This is a genomic window from Bradyrhizobium sp. USDA 3256 (assembly GCF_054058275.1).
This window is the reverse complement of the sequence record NZ_JBSSAE010000002.1, coordinates 639839-656474: the sequence shown is the minus strand read 5'-3', so window position 1 is coordinate 656474 and position 16636 is coordinate 639839. Positions and strand designations below refer to the sequence as shown.

Here is a 16636-nt window from a genome sequence, read left to right as displayed (position 1 = left end):
TATTGCGATGCAGGCGGCTAAATGGCGCAGGAATTCAGCGATCTTTGGCCAGCTACGCAGGATTTCAAACAAACAGATGCCGAGCGGATTGATTGACTATGTTCGCTTACTTAACCATTGTTTCGTTCAGGCTCGCCGCAGGTGGGCGCGGCGCCTTCAACAGATTCGAGGCAATTGTTCACCCGACAACCAATCGACAATTCGTCCGCCGCCGAAGCTGGTCGCCATCTGGACAAATTTGTGATCGTCAGCAACCGCCTCGCCAATATCGGCTGCATCGCACCCGAGCGGATGCGTCTTCATGGCTGCAAGCACGGCATCAGCCGTATCAGGCGCGACGATCGCAACGAGCTTGCCCTCATTGGCGACATGGATCGGATCAAGCCCAAGGAGCTCGCAGGTCGCCGCAACCGCAGGCTTTACGGGAATGGCTGCTTCCTGCAGACTGAACCCAAGGCCAGATTGATGCGCAATCTCATGGAGAGCCGCTGCAAGACCGCCGCGCGTAGGGTCACGCATCACCCGGATGCCGCTGCCGCCAGCCGCCATCATGACAGCCACTAGGTTATGCAGCGATGCGGAATCCGAGACGATCTCAATTTGAAGAGCAGCGTGCTGGCGCGTTGACATGATCGCCACTCCATGATCGCCAAGGCTGCCCGACACCAGCACACGGTCCCCGATCCTTGCTTTGTCCGCGGAAAGATCGAGCCCATCGGCCAGAACCCCAATCCCAGTCGTAGAGATGAACAGACCATCGGCCTTGCCGCGCTCAACGACCTTGGTGTCTCCAGTGATGATGTAAACGCCGGCACCGCGCGCCGCCGCGCCCATCGACTGCGCAATCGTCCTTAGATCTGAAAACCGGAACCCCTCCTCGATGATGAAGCTAGCCGATAGATAGAGCGGACGCGCGCCGGCCATCACGACATCATTGATTGTGCCGTGCACAGCCAGTGACCCGATATTGCCGCCGGGAAAGAACAGCGGCGAGACCACATAGCCGTCCGTCGTCATCACCATCCTGCCTGCCGCAACGTCAAACGCCGACTGATCATTGCAGCGGGCAAGCCATTCATTACCGAAGGCTTGGTGAAAAATACCGGAGATCAGTTGTGCCATGGCACGCCCCCCGGATCCGTGGGAAAGATCAACGCGTCCGTTCTCGACGTCGAGCTTGCGCTGATAGGCCTTTACGCTCATGACATCCGCCTCGCCTGATCATCGCGAACTCGGCCATAGGTCCAATACGCGGCACAAGCGCCTTCCGAGGAAACCATGCAAGATCCTATGGGTGTTTCTGGCGTGCAGATGGTTCCAAACAGCTTGCAGTCGACCGGCCGCTTGGCGCCGCGCAGGATCGCACAGCACTCGCATGCCGGATTGTCGGCGACACGCAGCTCGTGCATCGCAAAACGCGCCTCGGCATCGAATCCCGCGTAAGCCCGCTTCAGCTTCAGTCCACTGTTGGGGACGAGCCCAAGCCCACGCCATTCGAACTGCTCACGCAGTTCGAATACCTGCGAGATCTCGTCCTTGGCGCGTCGATTGCCTTGGCTCGTAACCGCACGGCTGTATTGGTTCTCCACCTCGTAGCGGCCTTCGTTCACCTGCCGCACCAGCATCAGGATCGCCTGCATCACGTCGAGCGGTTCAAATCCCGCGATGACGACCGGCTTACCGAATTGTTCGGCCAAGGGCTCGTAAGGCTGCGTACCGATGATGGTGCTGACGTGCGCAGGACCAACGAAGCCGTCGATTGCGACCCCACCGATCTTGCGCATGTTCGGGTTCTCGAGAATGCTGTGCATCGCAGAAGGCGTAAGCACGTGGTTGCAGAACACGCTGAGGCCCTTCAGCCGCTTCTTATCGGCAATCCGGACCATCACCGCCGTCGGCGGCGTCGTGGTCTCAAATCCGATGGCAAAGAACACCACCTCGCGGCTTGGCACCCGTTCGGCGAGCCGGATTGCGTCGAGCGTCGAATAGACCATCCGAATGTCTGCGCCGAGGGCTTTGGCTCGCAGCAGGGACTGCCCCTGCGAGCCAGGCACGCGCATCAGGTCGCCATAGACGCACAGAGTGACCTCCGGCCGCTCGACGAGCCGGATCGCCATGTCAATCCGGCTGGCGGGCAGAACGCAGACGGGACAACCGGGCCCGTGGATCATGCGCACATTCGCGGGCAGCAAATCCTCCAGCCCGTACCGGGAGATCGCATGAGTATGTCCGCCGCAGAATTCCATGAAGCGGTAAGTCCGTCGCGGTCCGGCTTCGGCGCCGATCGCGCGCGCGAGCCCCTGCGCGATGGTCTTGTCACGAAATTCGTCGGCATATTTCATGATCAGCGTTCCTGGCCTGCACTGCCCAGCTCCTGCAGCAGCTCCAACGTGCGCTTGGCTTCTGTCGGATTGATCTTGGACAGCGCATAGCCGACATGGACAAGAACGGTGTCGCCGACGTCGAGCTCCTCAACGAGAGCGATCGATATCTCCAGGCTGACCCCATCAACGGACACGATCGCCATATCGTCGGGTAGGATTTTCGCGATTTTTGCCGGGATCGAAAGACACATATCAGGCTGCTCCGTCTAGGGCTGACGACTGTTCGTAATCCGCAGAGCGGCAATCCAGGCCTGTCCAAGGCTCAAACCACCGTCGTTGGGCGGCAGCTGGCGTGGCACCAGCGGGGTGAGGCCTGCGCTGCGGCAACCGCGGTCAATCTCTTCCGCCAGCACCGCGTTCAGGAAGCAGCCGCCGCTTAGTACGATGGTACTGACACCGGTTCTCCGCGCAGCGTGCGTGACCCAGTCAATGCAGGCGGCGGCAAAGGTGCCATGAAACAGGCCGGCTCCGTCCACGGCGTCGAGGTCGCCTGCAATCAACCGCGAAAATAGCGAACGAAGCGACAGCATGCCGCGCTCGATGGTCCAGCCGGCTTCGAGAATAGCAGTCCGCCGCACCAGCGCCTCGAGCTTCATCGCAGCTTCGCCCTCATAGCTCTGCAAACTCGCGACCCCCAGCAATGCCGCCGCGGCATCGAACAAGCGGCCCGCGCTGGTCGTGGTGGCCCCGCCCGGCCGATCGAGCAATGCCGGCACGCGCTCAGCCTGTCGTTGCGCTGCAAAGCGAGGCCCGATTTCGTTTCCCCGCCCGAGCTGGTGTAATACTGCGCTCGCCATGCGCCACGGCTCGCGGGCTGCACGATCGCCGCCGGGCATCTGCAGGGGCGCGAGATGCCCGATGCGTCGAAACCTCGATTCTTCGCACAACAATAGCTCACCACCCCAGTTTCCGCCGTCGCAGCCGAAGCCATGGCCGTCGAGCACCAGGGCAAGCGCAGGTCCCGCATGGCCATGCTCAGCGATGGCGGCGGCGGCGTGTGCGTGGTGATGCTGGACAGCGATCAGCGTGCGACCACTCGCTTCCGCAAACCGGGTCGACGCCATATTGGGATGCAGATCGTGGGCAATGACGACGGGCTCCACGTCAAGGGTCGAAGTGAGATGCCGGATCGTCTCCTCGAACGCACGGAGGCCTTCAGCCGTGTCGAGATCGCCAATATGCTGGGAGACGAACGCTTCGTTGCCCCGCGTAATGGTGACGGTCGATTTCAGTGCGCCGCCGACGGCAAGCACGGGCGGCACCGACCGCGCAAGACGGGTCGGTTCGGGAACATAGCCGCGCGCACGGCGAATGAATTGAGGTCGGCCTGCCACCACTGACATCACGGAATCATCGGCACGCGTCAGAATCTCGCGATCATGGATCACGATAAGATCGGCGATCCCCTCAAGCCGCCGCCGCGCCTGCGCGTTGTCGATCAGAAGCGGTTCGCCGCAAGGATTGGCACTGGTGGCAACGATAACCGGGCCGGGTCCCGCAAGCCATGCTGCTGTGGAGCGAAACTCATGGAAGATCAGGTGATGCAGCGGGGCTAGCGGCAGCATAACACCCACGCGCGACAAGCCAGGAGCTATGGCAGGCGCCAGATCATTGCGCGTAGGTAGAAGGATGATGGGACGTGCTGAGGATTCGAGCAGCGCAAGCTCCGGCCCATTCGCTTCCGCGATCTCGTTGACCTGCGCGATGGAACCGACCATGACCGCGAATGGCTTCTGAGGGCGCTGCTTTCTGCTGCGCAAACGCTGAACGGCGCGCTGGTTACGCGCGTTGCAAAGCAACTGATACCCGCCCAGCCCCTTTATCGCGACGATTTGGCCGCCGGCGATTGCCGCGACAATGGCATTGATCCCATGGCTGAGCCGAGGGCCGCAGGTCGGACACGCGATCGTTTCCGCATGGAACCTGCGGCTCGCCGGATCGGCATAGTCGGCCGCGCAGGCGGCACACAGGCTGAAGGCCTTCATAACCGTGTTGCGGCGATCGTATGGAAGCCGTTCGGCGATGGTATAGCGTGGACCGCAATGGGAGCAGCTGATGAAGGGATAAAGGTAATGACGATTTTCGGGATCGAACAGCTCACTGAGGCATTGCTCGCAGGTCGCGGCATCGGCGACGATCCGCGTCGACAATCTGCCAGCTTGGCTCGTGGTGACCGAAAAGTTTTTCGTCCCGAGCGCCGCGGTCTGTTGAACGCAGATCTCGTCGATGCGTGCCAGTGGAGGCGCCTCGAGCGGCAAAGCGACAACAAACTCCGCAGCCCAGTTGCCCTCGACTTCGATTGTGACGCCCTCGGAGTCATTGACGACAAACCCCACCAATCCGTATCGCTTGGCAAGGCCATACACGTAGGGGCGAAAGCCGACCCCTTGCACAGCCCCGCTCACGCGCACGCGCAGCCGTGTCGGATCGCAGGCGATAGCCGCGGCGCTCATCGCCCTATGTCCTCTCCGGCGCATCCTTGATGCGCCCCTGCCGATCGATCCAGGCGTACAGGGCGCCAAAACCCTCGCCGGTGCGCGCCGAGACCGTCAGCACTTCGACCTTTGGATTGACTCGTCTTGCGTATTCGACCGTCTTTGGCAAATCGAACGCTAGCAGCGAGGTCAGATCAATCTTGTTGATCAGCATGAGCGACGAAGCAGCAAACATATCCGGATATTTAAGCGGCTTGTCTTCGCCTTCGGTGGTCGACAACACCACGATCTTGCAGGCCTCGCCGAGATCGAAGGCTGCCGGACAAACCAGATTACCGACGTTCTCGATAAAGAGAATACCGCGCGTCAGCAGCGGCAAGCGGCGATAAGCCTCGCCAATCATTGCTGCATCGAGATGGCAACCCTTGCCGGTATTGACTTGAATAGCCGGCACGCCGACCGAGCGAATGCGTTCGGCATCATTCGAGGTCTGCTGGTCGCCTTCGATAACCCCGATCGGGCGACTGCGCTTGAGCTCTGACACGGCGCGGACCAGCAGCGAGGTCTTGCCTGCACCCGGGCTGGACACAAGGTTAAAAACCAGCACGTTATCGGCCACGAAACGCGCGCGGTTGTCTGCGGCGATCCTGTTGTTCTTGCCAAGGATGTCGCGCTCGATCTGAACGAGCCGCTCGCTGTTCATGGGCGCGAGCTTCAACGTGGCCGGTCCGGCGCCGCAGCTCGCAGGCGCCTGCTCCCGATGCGCCTGGTGATGGCCAGGATGATGATCGTGATCATGGCGGCGGCGAGCATCGCGCGAATGCGGCTGGCCCTGGTCACGATGACGATGGGCATGATGGCGATCGCAATCGTCCTGCCCATGAGCATGGTGACGCCCTTGGTCTCGCGCATCATGCGCTTGGATAACTTCCGCTGAAGGCATTCCTTCGCTGCAGCCGCATATGGTACACATCAATCGAACTCCAGCTCCTTTACCCGCATCTGTTCGCCCGCGGTTACTTGCAACTGGTAGCTGCCGCAGCAAGGGCAGCGCTCACCGCGCCGGGGAATTTCGACGCTCTTCGAACAGCTCATGCACCAGGCCCCACCGGGAAGTTCGACAATTTTAAGAGCCGCGCTTTCGGCAATGGTCCGCGCTGCAACGACTGCAAAGCAGAACTTGATCGCTTCAGGCGCGACATGGCTCAGGGTCCCGATCTCCAGACAGACGCTGCGCACCTGCGAACGCGATCGGCGGCGCGCCTCGTCCTCGATGATTTCGATGATGCTTTGACAAAGCGCCATTTCATGCATCGTCAACTTCGCGAAACTTGAGTGTGAATCCGACGCAGGGATCAAGCGATGTAATCACTGCACGAACCGCTTGCTGATGTCGTCTCGCCGTCAGCACCGCGCCCTGCAGGTTCCGGACAAGCGGACCGCGCCAATGGAAATTCCATTCCGTCGGCGCAAGAAACTCGAAGCGGTATATCTGCCCCTGAGGATCGAGCTCAACCGCGTGATAGAGCCGGCCCCTGGCGCATTCGACCGCGGCCGCTGCACGGCCAGGACCTAGCCTGTAGCTTTCGATGATCCCAGGCTCCGCCGACTCGATATGAGCACCGGCCTTGAGCCAGTCGCATAGCCGAACGATTTCTGCAATTCTGGCCTTCAGCCGCTCGACGGCACCCGACCGACCCAGCCAGAGCCGATCACGCGTCATTTGGCGCGCCCATGGACCCGTCTCGGGCGCATGCCCCCCAAGGTAAGGACAATGGCAAAACGTCGGGTCATCGCCGAGCAGCCGTTCAATGATGTTGCGGTCGTCGGCAACGGACAGGAACGAGTGCGCGATCGGGATAGACTTCAAGTCGACCTCGTCAAGCGCTGCAATGCAAAGCGCGAACGGGCTACCGGGCATCGGCGCGCCATCTTCATCCGGCATGCCGAGTGCAGCGAGCGCAGCCACAATCTGTGCTGTAGCCTCGCGTCGAGCTGAACCGCGAGCTGGCCGTGCGCTGCCGACAAGCGCTGACAATCCCTGTATGAGGGACCGGATCGCCGACGCAGTGCTGCTCGGCGTATGATGTCCGACAAAGAGGCTCCGCAGCAATTCTGCAATGCGCTCGGCAACGACCAGCATAATACGACGCTGTTTGGTCGCCAGAACGATCTCTTCGTCGCGCGCCGCCTCGGTCGCGGACTGCAATGCGGCTTGCTGCGCAGCGGCGCATAACGTGAAGAGGCGCGGCAGCGCCTCGAACAACGACGAGGCCGGCCTGCCGGTGAACAGCCGCGCCAACGGCGGCCTGGCTCGCGGCAGGATCTCGACCGCGGCGATGACGTCGGCAGCAAGCAATATGGTGACATCGATTTTGTTGCGGGCGAAAAGAGTCATGCGCAGCGCTCCGCCATCATCTCGCGCAAGAAATGCCGGCGGTCGATCAAACAGAGATGTGGTGCATGAATATGATATTGAGCTCGGCGCATGTCCGGCCATATCATAGCACCGACCACTGCTTCGGCACGGACGTCCCCCTTGTCTTTGTGTGCCGAGGTCGCCGAGAGCAGGGAGCAACGGGCAATCGAGCTCAACGACGCGATTTCGCTGACAGCAAGTTCAATGTCACCGGATCGAACTCGCAAGCGCAGGTTCGATCTCTGCCCAGCATGCCGTTGGCAGGTACCGTTACGCAGGAAGATAACCACGTTCATGGCCCAAGTCGCGCCCTTCATGCTAACGGCCCTCCCCTGCGCGTGTGCGAAACCCGATCGCTTCGACCCTGTACACGGATCGTTCAAGGTCGGTCGCGTGCGCATGGTTCGACCGGCGATAACCCAATAGGCTGCTGCGAGCATCTTCTCAGACGTCGACACATCGGCGTGCTTGCTCCTACGATCGTCCCGTTCGCGCTCAAGCACCATTTTCAACGGACGCGAAGCCGAACCTGAAGGTGCGAAATCTGAAAAACTTTTCATTCTTGGCGCCACGCGCTCGCGCAGCAGTTGCGCCGCCATCGCTCTTCGGTCCGTTGCGCATGATCCAGCCAACGCCAATTGCAGGCGCGCCGTCTGCCGGAATCCGTCCGATGCCACCTATTCTCCAAGCTATTCATGTGGCGTAAACCTCGATCATTTCCCGCAGGCGTTCGGCGGAATCCTCGAAATCCTCGTCCGCGGCCAACGCAACAATCGGCACGCCGCCGACCTCCAGCGTATCCAGGATGATGTTGTCCGTAGAATTGAAGAACTGCACCGACCAGACGTTCCGGATCCCGGTCGCCTGCACCCGGCATGTGCCGTAGCCGCGGAAGACTAGCTGGGTCGGACCGTTGCCCACGCTTTCGTGCAGAAACGCCAGATCGACAGCGTTCATCGGGAGCAGCGTGAGGTTGATGACATGCGCGCGCATGCCAGACCGCCAGGCACGGGCCCGCTCGCGTATTTCGGCGAGCACCGGCAGCACGTTCATCGCGCCGTCCGGCGGAGCGGCGATCACAAGATCAGTGGAAGTCAGGTCGGTTGCGGCACGCCGCACAATCTGCGGGATCGCGCCGACCTCGACATATTCATGTGCGGGCTCGGTCCCGATGCGCACGCGCCAGATTCCCGCAAGCACGGATTCCCAAATTTGCGCTAGGGAGCCATCCGGCAGCGCGACAACGCCAGCAACCTCGCCTTCCCCAAGCACTTCGGCAATCAGCGTGCGTTCGAGATCACTGAGGTTCGCCAGCCCGTACAGTTGCATCCGCGCGCCGCCTCTTTGGCCGCCGGCGGCGGCAGCGGCCTTCGATAATAGCGCGACGGCATTCGCACGGTCCCTTGCAAGCTCGTCGCCATCGCGCCAAGCGCACTTGACCGGCGCCACCACAGTCGTCAGTCCGCCATGGATTACGTCGAGACTTTTCAACCCCAAGGGAAACTCGCTCACCGCCTGCTCGGCGCCGTCGGATCCGACGCGGGCCGCTGCTTTCATGATGCGGCCTTCCGTTGGGCATGCCGAGAGGCGGTGCTTTTGGCGATACGAGCGCCACCGGCGCGTGGTCGAGCGGTCGGTGCCAAGGTGGGGTCGATCTTGAGCAAACGGACCAGGCTCGTGAGGATCATGCGCCGTGTACCCTGCTGATGGCACTCGATCGGCGTCTGCGAGCCGAGCAGGCTGCGGCGCCCGCCCGGCTCGTCACCGGCGCCCCGCGCAGTCACTGCCCTCCGCACGCGCCGCCGGAACGACTTGATCCATTCAGAAAGCCCGATGGCCACGTGGATGGCCCAGAGCGAATGCGGGGGATTGGCCGCCGGCAGCAGCGCCGCGCCCCCCGCTCTCTCCACATCGGACGGACCGGGCCACGGCAGATCGTGCTGCACCGAATGGAACTTCATCGGACACCTTTGTGATAGTTTTTGGTTCTGCTAGGCGAGGTATTAGCAAGCCACATGCCATCATCGTCTCGCCCGATCACATTCCCCGCTCGAACCAGCGGCTCGACATTTTCGTGTGAATGTTGCGCTGCGATTGCAAACTCCAGTTGGGAGCAAGAGCACGCAGCCCAATGTCCGCAAGCGGTACCGCTAGCGTAGGTGCTCGGGCAATTGCGGCTCATGACCGATCAAGTCCGCAAAGAAGCGATCGCAGTCCTGGCCGTTGAGGCAGGCCTCAAGTCCGTCGAGTGCTCGCGATATCAGCCTCGCTTCACCCTCGTCCAAGAGCCGCACTGCGGTATCGATATGGACGAGCACCTTAGCGCAGACCGACGCGCCGGAGAGCAGCATCACCGAAACATGCCGCTGTTCATTGCCATGCTGGCACAGCGCGGTGATGCCGTCGGTCTCAACGATCGTCATTGGCAAGCCAAGGCACATGGTCAGCCGCAGGCCGCTAGATCGGCTGCGCTCCCTATCTCATAATTTGTACGGTCGATATTGTTCGCCAACAGCCATTCTGAAGCAGGCAGCGGCGCGATCCGCAGTTTTGCCGGCGAGCCCCACTGGGCAAGCAGTTTGCAAGCCAGTTCAATCGCGGGGTTAATCTGAAAGCGCACAGGATCAGTCAGCGGACCACCCCAATGATCCAGGTCCAGCGGCTGACAGCCGATGAGAGCGAGCTCTCGCGGGCAGCGTCCGAGCAGGTCGGCCGCGCTCAGGACCTCCTGAAAGCCGGTCTGATGCAGGCTGATCTTCCTGGCAGCGCTAAATTTTGGTACCTCGTCATCTCTCACGAGCTTCAACTTCCCGGGCGGAAGTCCATAGTCGATGGCATCGAACACGATCAGGCAATCGGCCTGCTCAAGAAAGCTGACGAGGTAGAGACCCTGCGTTCCGCCATCGAGCATAGTGACGTTGTCCTCGATGGCGTAGCGGCGGTGAAACTCCTCTACTACGCGCACGCCGAATCCCTCGTCCGCCCATAGGATGTTCCCGATGCCGAGCACCAGGATCCTTTTCTTATTCTCCGGACCCGACAACCGCTTCCCGGTCAATCGCGTAACTCGCGTTCGCCGGAAATTATTGAGGAGATGCTCCGGCGCGACATGATGTCTTCGCGGATCACCACGTAGATGTGGACCACCGCAAAGGTCACGATCACCCATAGGCCGAGATGATGCCAGGTATGGACGTCCTGACTGTTCGGCCAGATTGCAAATGCCCAGCCGAACAGCTCGTACTGCCAGCTATCATCACCGGCACCCTGCCCATAAAGTGCAAAGCCTGTCACGACCATGAACGTCATCGTCTGCGTGAACATGAAGAAGATCGCGAGCTGAGCCAGCCGGTTGTGCCCGACGTGCCTCTCCGGCTCGACTGCAACGAAGGCGTACCAGCGAATCTCGTGGTACACCTCGCGCCAAAAGCACCTGCGCCAGAGCGGCACGCAAAAGATCCGCATGGCATGCGAGTTTCCCATCAAGGCCCAGTAGATGCGCAGCAGAAAGCCGACGCTCAGCACATATCCCGCAGAGAAATGCGCAAAGCGGATATAGCCGAATAGGAGATTGCCACTAGCCTCCCCCGGCATCGCAGGCGTCCCCGTTCCAATGAGATAGCCGGTGACACCGAGCACCAGAATGGCCGCCGCATTGACCCAATGCCACAGCCGCACCGGCGCTTCATAAACGTAGGTGACGTCACGGCCGACGCCGCGACCAGCTTGCGCCGAATCGACGGCGGCAAGGCGTTGCGGAGATTTATCCAGCATGTCCCTAACGAACATTGACTGAGGCCAGTTCTTGGCCGGCAGGACTGATCACATGGGTCGAGCACGCCAAGCATGGATCAAAGGAATGGATCGTGCGTAAGATCTCCAGCGGCCGCTGCGGGTCGGCCATCGGGGTACCGATCAGGGAGGCTTCAAAAGCGCCAATATTGCCCTTGGAATCGCGAGGAGATCCATTCCACGTCGTCGGCACGACACATTGGTAGTTGTCGATCTTGGTGTCCTTGATCTTGATCCAGTGCCCGAGCGCCCCCCGTGGCGCCTCAGTGAAACCGTAGCCCTTGGCCTCCTTAGGCCAGCTTTCCGGCTTCCACTTGCTGACGTTGGCAGTTGCGCTATTGCCCGCCTTGATGTGGAGTACGAGCTTACCTTGGAAATAGCGCATCTGATGCGCCGCCCACTGGCATTCGAGCGCCCGCGCCGCGGTGCGGCCGAGCGTCGAAAATAGCGCAGTCAGGGGAAGACTGAGCCCCTTGAGTAATCTGTCCGCCGGCTCCTTGAATTCGGCTTTGCCTTGCGCATAACCGATGATGTATCGCGCCAACGGCCCGACCTCGACAGCGTGGCCGCGCCAGCGCGGCGCTTTGATCCAGGAATACTTGCCGCCTTCGTCGAGTTCCTGGATATTTGTCCTGCTGCCTTTGACCTTTGCCCCAAGCTGAAAACTCGGCTCGGTGATGCCATCCCAAGGGTGTAGTCCGGAGAACTCGCTGGGGTATTTATACCAGGAATGCGCGACGTATTCCTGGATTTGCTCGGGATCACCATGGTCAATCGGCAGGATCTCATTCAGATTGCCACCGAGAATGACGCCGCGCGGCAACTTGAGGCTTTTCGCCGAACAGTCGTTGGCGTTTTCGGGAATGTCGCCGTAGGACATCACGCTTTGGCCTGAAAGTCCGCCGCCATGGAGCCAGTCCTTATAGAACGAGCCGATCACTGCGATATCGGGCAGATAGACCTGCTCGACAAACTCGATTGAACGGTCAATGATCGAGGAGATCAGGTTGAGACGCTCCATATTGAGCGCCCCCACCGCGCCTGTCCCATCCATATTGATTGGGCAAGGCACGCCGCCGACTAGCCAGTTTGGATGCGGGTTCTTCCCCCCATAGACGGCTTGGATCTTGACGATTTCCTTCTGGAAATCGAGCGCCTCCAGATAATGCGCCACAGCCATCAGGTTCGCTTCCGGTGGCAGCTTGTAAGCCGGATGACCCCAATAGCCATTCTTGAACGGACCGTGTTGCCCTGATTCAAAGAATTTAGTCAGCCTGATCTGCAAATCTTTGAAATAGCCGGGTGATGACAGCGGCCAGGGCGAGATAGACTGCACCAGCGCCGAGGTCGACTTGGGATCGGCCTTGAGCGCGGAGACCACGTCGACCCAATCCAGCGCGTGCAAATGATAGAAATGTACGAGGTGGTCATGCACAAGCAGGCACAGCTGCATGATGTTGCGGATCGAGTTGGCATTCTCCGGAATGGTGATCCCTAGCGCGTTTTCAACGGCGCGCACCGAGGTGAGCGCATGGGTGCCGGTGCAGACACCGCAAATCCGTTCGGTGAACGCCCAGGCGTCGCGCGGATCGCGCCCGCGCAGAATTACTTCGATGCCGCGCCACATCGTCCCGCTCGAGACGGCGTTGCGGATCACGCTGTCCGAATCGAGATTGGCCTCGACGCGCAGATGGCCTTCGATCCGCGTCAGTGGATCGATGACAATACGCTTGCCAGAACGATCGAGATTGAACCCATTGGGTGTCCGGACGGCCACCGTCGACCTTTCCCTCAATTCGGTTTACTTTTGTGAGCTGCGCGATGCGCCTTGTCGGTCAACCGTTTCACGGCCGTCACCGCCGCATGCGCGGCGACGGTCAGGCCAACCGCACCGGCAGCGGCCATGCCGATCTGGTCGGCGTTCTTCTCGATGCCGAATTGCTTGATGGTCGTGAGTCGATCGTAAAACGAACCTTTGTCCCAAAAGCCGTCTTCGGAGCAACTGAGGCAGCCGTGGCCGGATTGAATCGGGAACGAAACGCCGCCGTTCCAGCGAACGGCCGAACAGGCGTTGTAGGTGGTCGGGCCCTTGCACCCCATTTTGTAGAGACAATAGCCTTTGCGTGCGCACTCGTCGTCCCACTCTTCGACAAATTGGCCGGCGTCGAAATGCGAACGCCGATAGCACTTGTCGTGGATGCGCTCGGAATAAAACATCTTTGGCCGCCCCTGGCGATCGAGTTCCGGAAGCTTTCCGAACGTCGTGATGAAGGTCACCAGGCCGGTCATGACTTCCGCAATGGGCGGACATCCGGGCACCTTGATGATCGGCTTGTTGGTGATCACCTGATCGATCGGCGTCGCACCAGTCGGATTGGGTTTGGCAGCTTGCACACAGCCCCAGGACGCACACGTGCCCCAAGCGATGATCGCCATGGACTCCTCCGCCATCGACCTGAGTTTTTCAACGAATGGCTTGCCACCGTCGATGCAGAACATGCCCGCCTCGTTCAGCGGTGGATTGCCTTCGACGGCAAGCACATACTTGCCTTTGTATCTGGCACGGGTTTCCTCCAGGATGGCTTCGGCCTGGTATCCTGCCGCCGCCATGATCGTATCGTCATAGTCGAGCGAAATCATTGACAGCAACGCGTCTTTGATCAACGGATGGGCCGAGCGGATAAAGCTTTCCGAGCAGCAGGTACACTCAAGGCCGTGCAGCCAGATGACGGGCACACGCGGCTTGGTCTCTAGCGCAATGGCAATAGTGCTTGCGGCGAGCGGGCCGAGTCCGAAGCTCGCAGCGGTCAAACTGCAGAATTTATGGAAACTGCGACGCGTGATGCCCTGACGTCTGATCACGCCGTAGAAAGTTTCCGTTGCCTCGCCCATGATCCCTTCCAAGTACTCGCCGGGCTATACCGCTTACTCATGTTAAGCAGCAAGAAGCAGGCCACGGTGCGTGAAACACTTGACAGGTACCAAACCGCCGCTCGCCGGGCGCAATGCGGATGAGCAAGGCCGGCTAGCGAGGCACAAGCTGCGCCTGTGACTACCGTCCACCGCGCCAATAGCGTCCGGTTTTGAACGTCGATGTGAGAACTCCAACAAAACAGTAGGGTATCGCCCTATACGATGAATGCGTCATGCTCACTTTCGACGCAGCCGTGACAGGCGTGCGGCATGACAATGCTGAACAGCAGTTGTTGCAGTTGACGGGCAACCACCAGGCGAACTATCGGATTATTGCGGCATAAACGATATTCTGGACTTGCTCGCGGTAGTACTTGCGGATCTCTCCGGGTGCCGCCGTTCCAACCACCACGATCAGACGCTCCTTGGGGTCACAGAAAAATTGAGTTCCGTAAGCGCCGGTCCAGGTGAACTCCCTGGATTACCTGGAACGGCCGACAGACCGTCGCTTATGCGTACAGCTACTCCGAGCCCGAACTCAAAGCCGGCACGGTGCGGCTCCACATTGCCGACTTTGTTCTTGATCTCCGGCCCAAGGTGATTGGAATCATGTGATGCACCGTTTTGGGGCCGAGAACGCGCTGCCCGTCGAGCTCCCCGCCGTTGAGCAGCATTTGTCCAAAGCGCACGTAGTCACCAACTGTCGCAAATGCGCAGGCTCCCCCGCAGTCAAACCTCGTCGGACTTCCGAGGAGCTCGATGCTTTGTGGCTTTCCCGTCAGCGGGTCGTTTGGAAATGGACGCGCGAGGCGTTCGCGTTGTGATGTCGACAGATGGAAAGTGGGTCTAGCATTCCAATCGGCTTCCACAAGTTGTCGGCAAGATAATCGCCCATTCGCTGCCCGCTAACCTGTTCCACGACAGCTCCAAGCACGTCAGTCGAGAAACCGTATTCGTATTCTGTTCCCGGCTGGTGCGCCAGCGGCAGCTTGGTGATGCCTTCGATGAAAGCCTCCTTATCGCCCTTGATTGGCGGAGCTGCGAACTCCGGATAGAGACGCGCCACTTGATCTGAGCTATTCGGCGCGCCATAAGTTAGGCCTGATGTGTGGCGATAAAGATCGTGGATGTAGATCGGAGAACTCTGCGCTTCGAATTCTAATGAACCGTCAGGCTGCGGCACCGCCACCTTCATGTTGGCGAATTGCGGATAGTAATCCGTAAGCTTGGCCCGCAAAGGCAGGCGCCCCTGTTCCGTGAGGCTAAGCCCAGCAACCGCCACCATCGGCTTGGTCATAGACGCGAGGGCGAATATTGCATCCAGCCGCATCGACGTTCCTTTTGGTGGATCGAGCTGCCCGTACGCCTTGTAGTGAATCAACTTGCCGTCTCTGGCGATTGCAACCACCGCGCCCGGCACGAGCTCGCTTGCGATCTCGCGAGCGAAGAACTCGTCTAGTTTCGCAAGGCGCTGCTGAGAAAGGCCGACGTCATCCGCGCTGGCCTCGGGCAGAGGCGCAGAGTGTACTGATTTGAAACCGATTCCAGCGGCCGCCGCGGCCACAACAAGCTTGTTCATTGAGCTCTCGCCAATGGATGGATGGACCTGACTTGCGAGACGGCTGCCGTCGTGATCGAATGTATCTGGCCGGCGCGCCGAAGGTGTTTTGCGCCGGCCTGCGCTCATGTACTTCTCCTGGCACAACGTTTGTCGATGAGGGTCAAGGTGAGAATGACCGCAAGCGCGAACATCACCATACCGCCAGCAACCCAACTTGCCTCCCGCCAGCGCGATGCTTGAACGTAGTCTATGACGTAAGCCGACAACACCTTGGTGCGCCCAGGAATGTTGCCGCCAATCATCATCACGACGCCAAACGTGCCGATCGTATGAGCAAAGCCGACGACGCCAGCCTTGAAAAACTCAAATCTCGCCAGCGGCAGGCCAATGGTCATGAAGTCATACAGCGCAGAACCGCGCTGACTGGCCACGACATCCAGCGGAAGCTCACCTATTGCAACAAAGGCATTACGGATCGGCTGCACCACCAAGGGGAGCGCGGAGAGGACCGACCCGATTACGATTCCCGCAAAGGTAAAGGCGAGCGTGTGCTCGCCCCAGAAGGAGGCGAGAAGACCTCCGGGTCCGTTCGGGCCGAGCAGGACGAGTACGCAGAACCCGAGCGCCGTCGGCGGCAGCACAAGCGGCAGCGCGACGATCGTTGCAACCGCCTGGCTCAAAACGGTCTTCGAGCGTGCTAGCCACCACGCGAGCGGCGCGCCAACAGCCAGCAGGATCGTCGTCGTCACGCTGGCGAGCTCGATCGTGAGCGCAACGGATTGCCAGATCTCGGGCGAAAGGGCGTCCATGTGCGTCAGCCCATCTGTGAGAGCCCGCCGCGAAACCGGCGCAGCGATCGCCTGCACGTCCAGTTCGCTGAGGGATTTGGCGCGTACCGCATTTTGGTCAGGTCGAACCTCCAAGAACGGAGCGCCTTGCCGGATCGCTCCATAAGACGCCTCGCTAACAGCCAGCGCATACCTGCCTTATAGCCTGTTAGCGACAGTGCAGCGGAGCTGTAGTCTGGGTCTCCGGTCGCAAGCAATCGATCGGCCTGTGGGGCGGGTGCCCCCTGCACCAGCCGCGCCGCCTGCGGCACGGCAACCGGATTCATTGTGTTCGTCCAAGCCGC

At 60.5% G+C, this 16636-nt stretch carries 16 protein-coding genes and 1 pseudogene; all 17 read right to left on the bottom strand.

Going from position 1 to position 16636, the window contains the following annotated elements; genetic code table 11:
- Positions 1-156: 156 nt before the first annotated feature.
- The 17 genes and pseudogenes from hypE to ACVWY5_RS04695 all read right to left on the bottom strand — a co-directional run bounded on the left by hypE (position 157) and on the right by ACVWY5_RS04695 (position 16313).
- A complete protein-coding gene (hypE, locus tag ACVWY5_RS04775) occupies positions 157-1203 on the bottom strand; it encodes a hydrogenase expression/formation protein HypE (protein WP_028336733.1) in 1047 nt (348 codons plus the stop codon).
- Positions 1200-2342 (bottom strand): hydrogenase formation protein HypD, encoded by a 1143-nt coding sequence (gene hypD, locus ACVWY5_RS04770; protein ID WP_028336734.1) that lies wholly within the window; start codon positions 2340-2342, stop codon positions 1200-1202. Before hypD ends, hypE begins: the two co-directional genes overlap by 4 nt.
- Positions 2343-2344: 2 nt before the next feature.
- The gene (locus ACVWY5_RS04765; protein ID WP_028336735.1) at positions 2345-2575 is read right to left on the bottom strand and encodes a HypC/HybG/HupF family hydrogenase formation chaperone; all 231 of its coding nucleotides are present in this window, start codon (positions 2573-2575) and stop codon (positions 2345-2347) included.
- 15 nt (positions 2576-2590) lie between these two features.
- Entirely contained in the window at positions 2591-4837 is a 2247-nt protein-coding gene (gene hypF / locus ACVWY5_RS04760) for a carbamoyltransferase HypF (protein ID WP_028336736.1), read from the bottom strand.
- Between the two features lie 4 nt (positions 4838-4841).
- Entirely contained in the window at positions 4842-5792 is a 951-nt protein-coding gene (gene hypB / locus ACVWY5_RS04755; RefSeq protein ID WP_028336737.1) for a hydrogenase nickel incorporation protein HypB, read from the bottom strand.
- The gene (gene hypA, locus ACVWY5_RS04750) at positions 5792-6133 is read right to left on the bottom strand and encodes a hydrogenase maturation nickel metallochaperone HypA (RefSeq protein WP_028336738.1); all 342 of its coding nucleotides are present in this window, start codon (positions 6131-6133) and stop codon (positions 5792-5794) included. The genes hypB and hypA overlap by 1 nt, the downstream gene beginning before the upstream one ends.
- Positions 6126-7217, bottom strand: a complete 1092-nt coding sequence (locus tag ACVWY5_RS04745) for a hypothetical protein (RefSeq protein WP_028336739.1) — start codon at positions 7215-7217, stop codon at positions 6126-6128. The genes hypA and ACVWY5_RS04745 overlap by 8 nt, the downstream gene beginning before the upstream one ends.
- Positions 7214-7837, bottom strand: a complete 624-nt coding sequence (gene hybE, locus ACVWY5_RS04740; RefSeq protein ID WP_080667219.1) for a [NiFe]-hydrogenase assembly chaperone HybE — start codon at positions 7835-7837, stop codon at positions 7214-7216. The genes ACVWY5_RS04745 and hybE overlap by 4 nt, the downstream gene beginning before the upstream one ends.
- A 94-nt stretch (positions 7838-7931) precedes the next feature.
- Entirely contained in the window at positions 7932-8795 is an 864-nt protein-coding gene (locus ACVWY5_RS04735) for a hydrogenase expression/formation protein (protein WP_028336741.1), read from the bottom strand.
- Positions 8792-9199 carry a hypothetical protein gene (locus ACVWY5_RS04730; RefSeq protein ID WP_028336742.1) on the bottom strand — a complete coding sequence of 136 codons (408 nt, stop codon included), beginning with the start codon at positions 9197-9199 and terminating at the stop codon, positions 8792-8794. The genes ACVWY5_RS04735 and ACVWY5_RS04730 overlap by 4 nt, the downstream gene beginning before the upstream one ends.
- Before the next feature lie 189 nt (positions 9200-9388).
- Positions 9389-9679 (bottom strand): HypC/HybG/HupF family hydrogenase formation chaperone, encoded by a 291-nt coding sequence (locus ACVWY5_RS04725; RefSeq protein WP_028336743.1) that lies wholly within the window; start codon positions 9677-9679, stop codon positions 9389-9391.
- A gap of 2 nt (positions 9680-9681) precedes the next feature.
- Entirely contained in the window at positions 9682-10281 is a 600-nt protein-coding gene (locus tag ACVWY5_RS04720) for a HyaD/HybD family hydrogenase maturation endopeptidase (protein WP_028336744.1), read from the bottom strand.
- An 11-nt stretch (positions 10282-10292) separates the two neighbouring features.
- Positions 10293-11012, bottom strand: a complete 720-nt coding sequence (cybH, locus tag ACVWY5_RS04715; protein WP_028336745.1) for a Ni/Fe-hydrogenase, b-type cytochrome subunit — start codon at positions 11010-11012, stop codon at positions 10293-10295.
- 4 nt (positions 11013-11016) lie between these two features.
- The gene (locus ACVWY5_RS04710) at positions 11017-12807 is read right to left on the bottom strand and encodes a nickel-dependent hydrogenase large subunit (protein WP_028336746.1); all 1791 of its coding nucleotides are present in this window, start codon (positions 12805-12807) and stop codon (positions 11017-11019) included.
- Positions 12808-12821: 14 nt separating this feature from the next.
- Positions 12822-13922 (bottom strand): hydrogenase small subunit, encoded by a 1101-nt coding sequence (locus ACVWY5_RS04705; protein ID WP_028336747.1) that lies wholly within the window; start codon positions 13920-13922, stop codon positions 12822-12824.
- A 343-nt stretch (positions 13923-14265) separates the two neighbouring features.
- Positions 14266-15522: pseudogene (locus ACVWY5_RS04700) on the bottom strand (serine hydrolase domain-containing protein).
- 104 nt (positions 15523-15626) lie between these two features.
- Positions 15627-16313, bottom strand: coding sequence for a molybdate ABC transporter permease subunit (locus ACVWY5_RS04695; protein WP_028336748.1), 687 nt, complete (start codon positions 16311-16313; stop codon positions 15627-15629).
- Positions 16314-16636: the final 323 nt, after the last annotated feature.

Coding starts and splice junctions, on each gene's coding strand:
- ACVWY5_RS04745 (WP_028336739.1), bottom strand. CDS start 7,217: ATGACTCTTTTCGCCCGCAACAAAATCGATGTCACCATATTGCTTGCT.
- ACVWY5_RS04725 (WP_028336743.1), bottom strand. CDS start 9,679: ATGTGCCTTGGCTTGCCAATGACGATCGTTGAGACCGACGGCATCACC.
- hypD (WP_028336734.1), bottom strand. CDS start 2,342: ATGAAATATGCCGACGAATTTCGTGACAAGACCATCGCGCAGGGGCTC.
- hypA (WP_028336738.1), bottom strand. CDS start 6,133: ATGCATGAAATGGCGCTTTGTCAAAGCATCATCGAAATCATCGAGGAC.
- ACVWY5_RS04765 (WP_028336735.1), bottom strand. CDS start 2,575: ATGTGTCTTTCGATCCCGGCAAAAATCGCGAAAATCCTACCCGACGAT.
- ACVWY5_RS04695 (WP_028336748.1), bottom strand. CDS start 16,313: ATGGACGCCCTTTCGCCCGAGATCTGGCAATCCGTTGCGCTCACGATC.
- cybH (WP_028336745.1), bottom strand. CDS start 11,012: ATGCTGGATAAATCTCCGCAACGCCTTGCCGCCGTCGATTCGGCGCAA.
- ACVWY5_RS04705 (WP_028336747.1), bottom strand. CDS start 13,922: ATGGGCGAGGCAACGGAAACTTTCTACGGCGTGATCAGACGTCAGGGC.
- ACVWY5_RS04735 (WP_028336741.1), bottom strand. CDS start 8,795: ATGAAAGCAGCGGCCCGCGTCGGATCCGACGGCGCCGAGCAGGCGGTG.
- hybE (WP_080667219.1), bottom strand. CDS start 7,837: ATGGCGGCGCAACTGCTGCGCGAGCGCGTGGCGCCAAGAATGAAAAGT.
- hypE (WP_028336733.1), bottom strand. CDS start 1,203: ATGAGCGTAAAGGCCTATCAGCGCAAGCTCGACGTCGAGAACGGACGC.
- hypF (WP_028336736.1), bottom strand. CDS start 4,837: ATGAGCGCCGCGGCTATCGCCTGCGATCCGACACGGCTGCGCGTGCGC.
- ACVWY5_RS04730 (WP_028336742.1), bottom strand. CDS start 9,199: ATGAAGTTCCATTCGGTGCAGCACGATCTGCCGTGGCCCGGTCCGTCC.
- hypB (WP_028336737.1), bottom strand. CDS start 5,792: ATGTGTACCATATGCGGCTGCAGCGAAGGAATGCCTTCAGCGGAAGTT.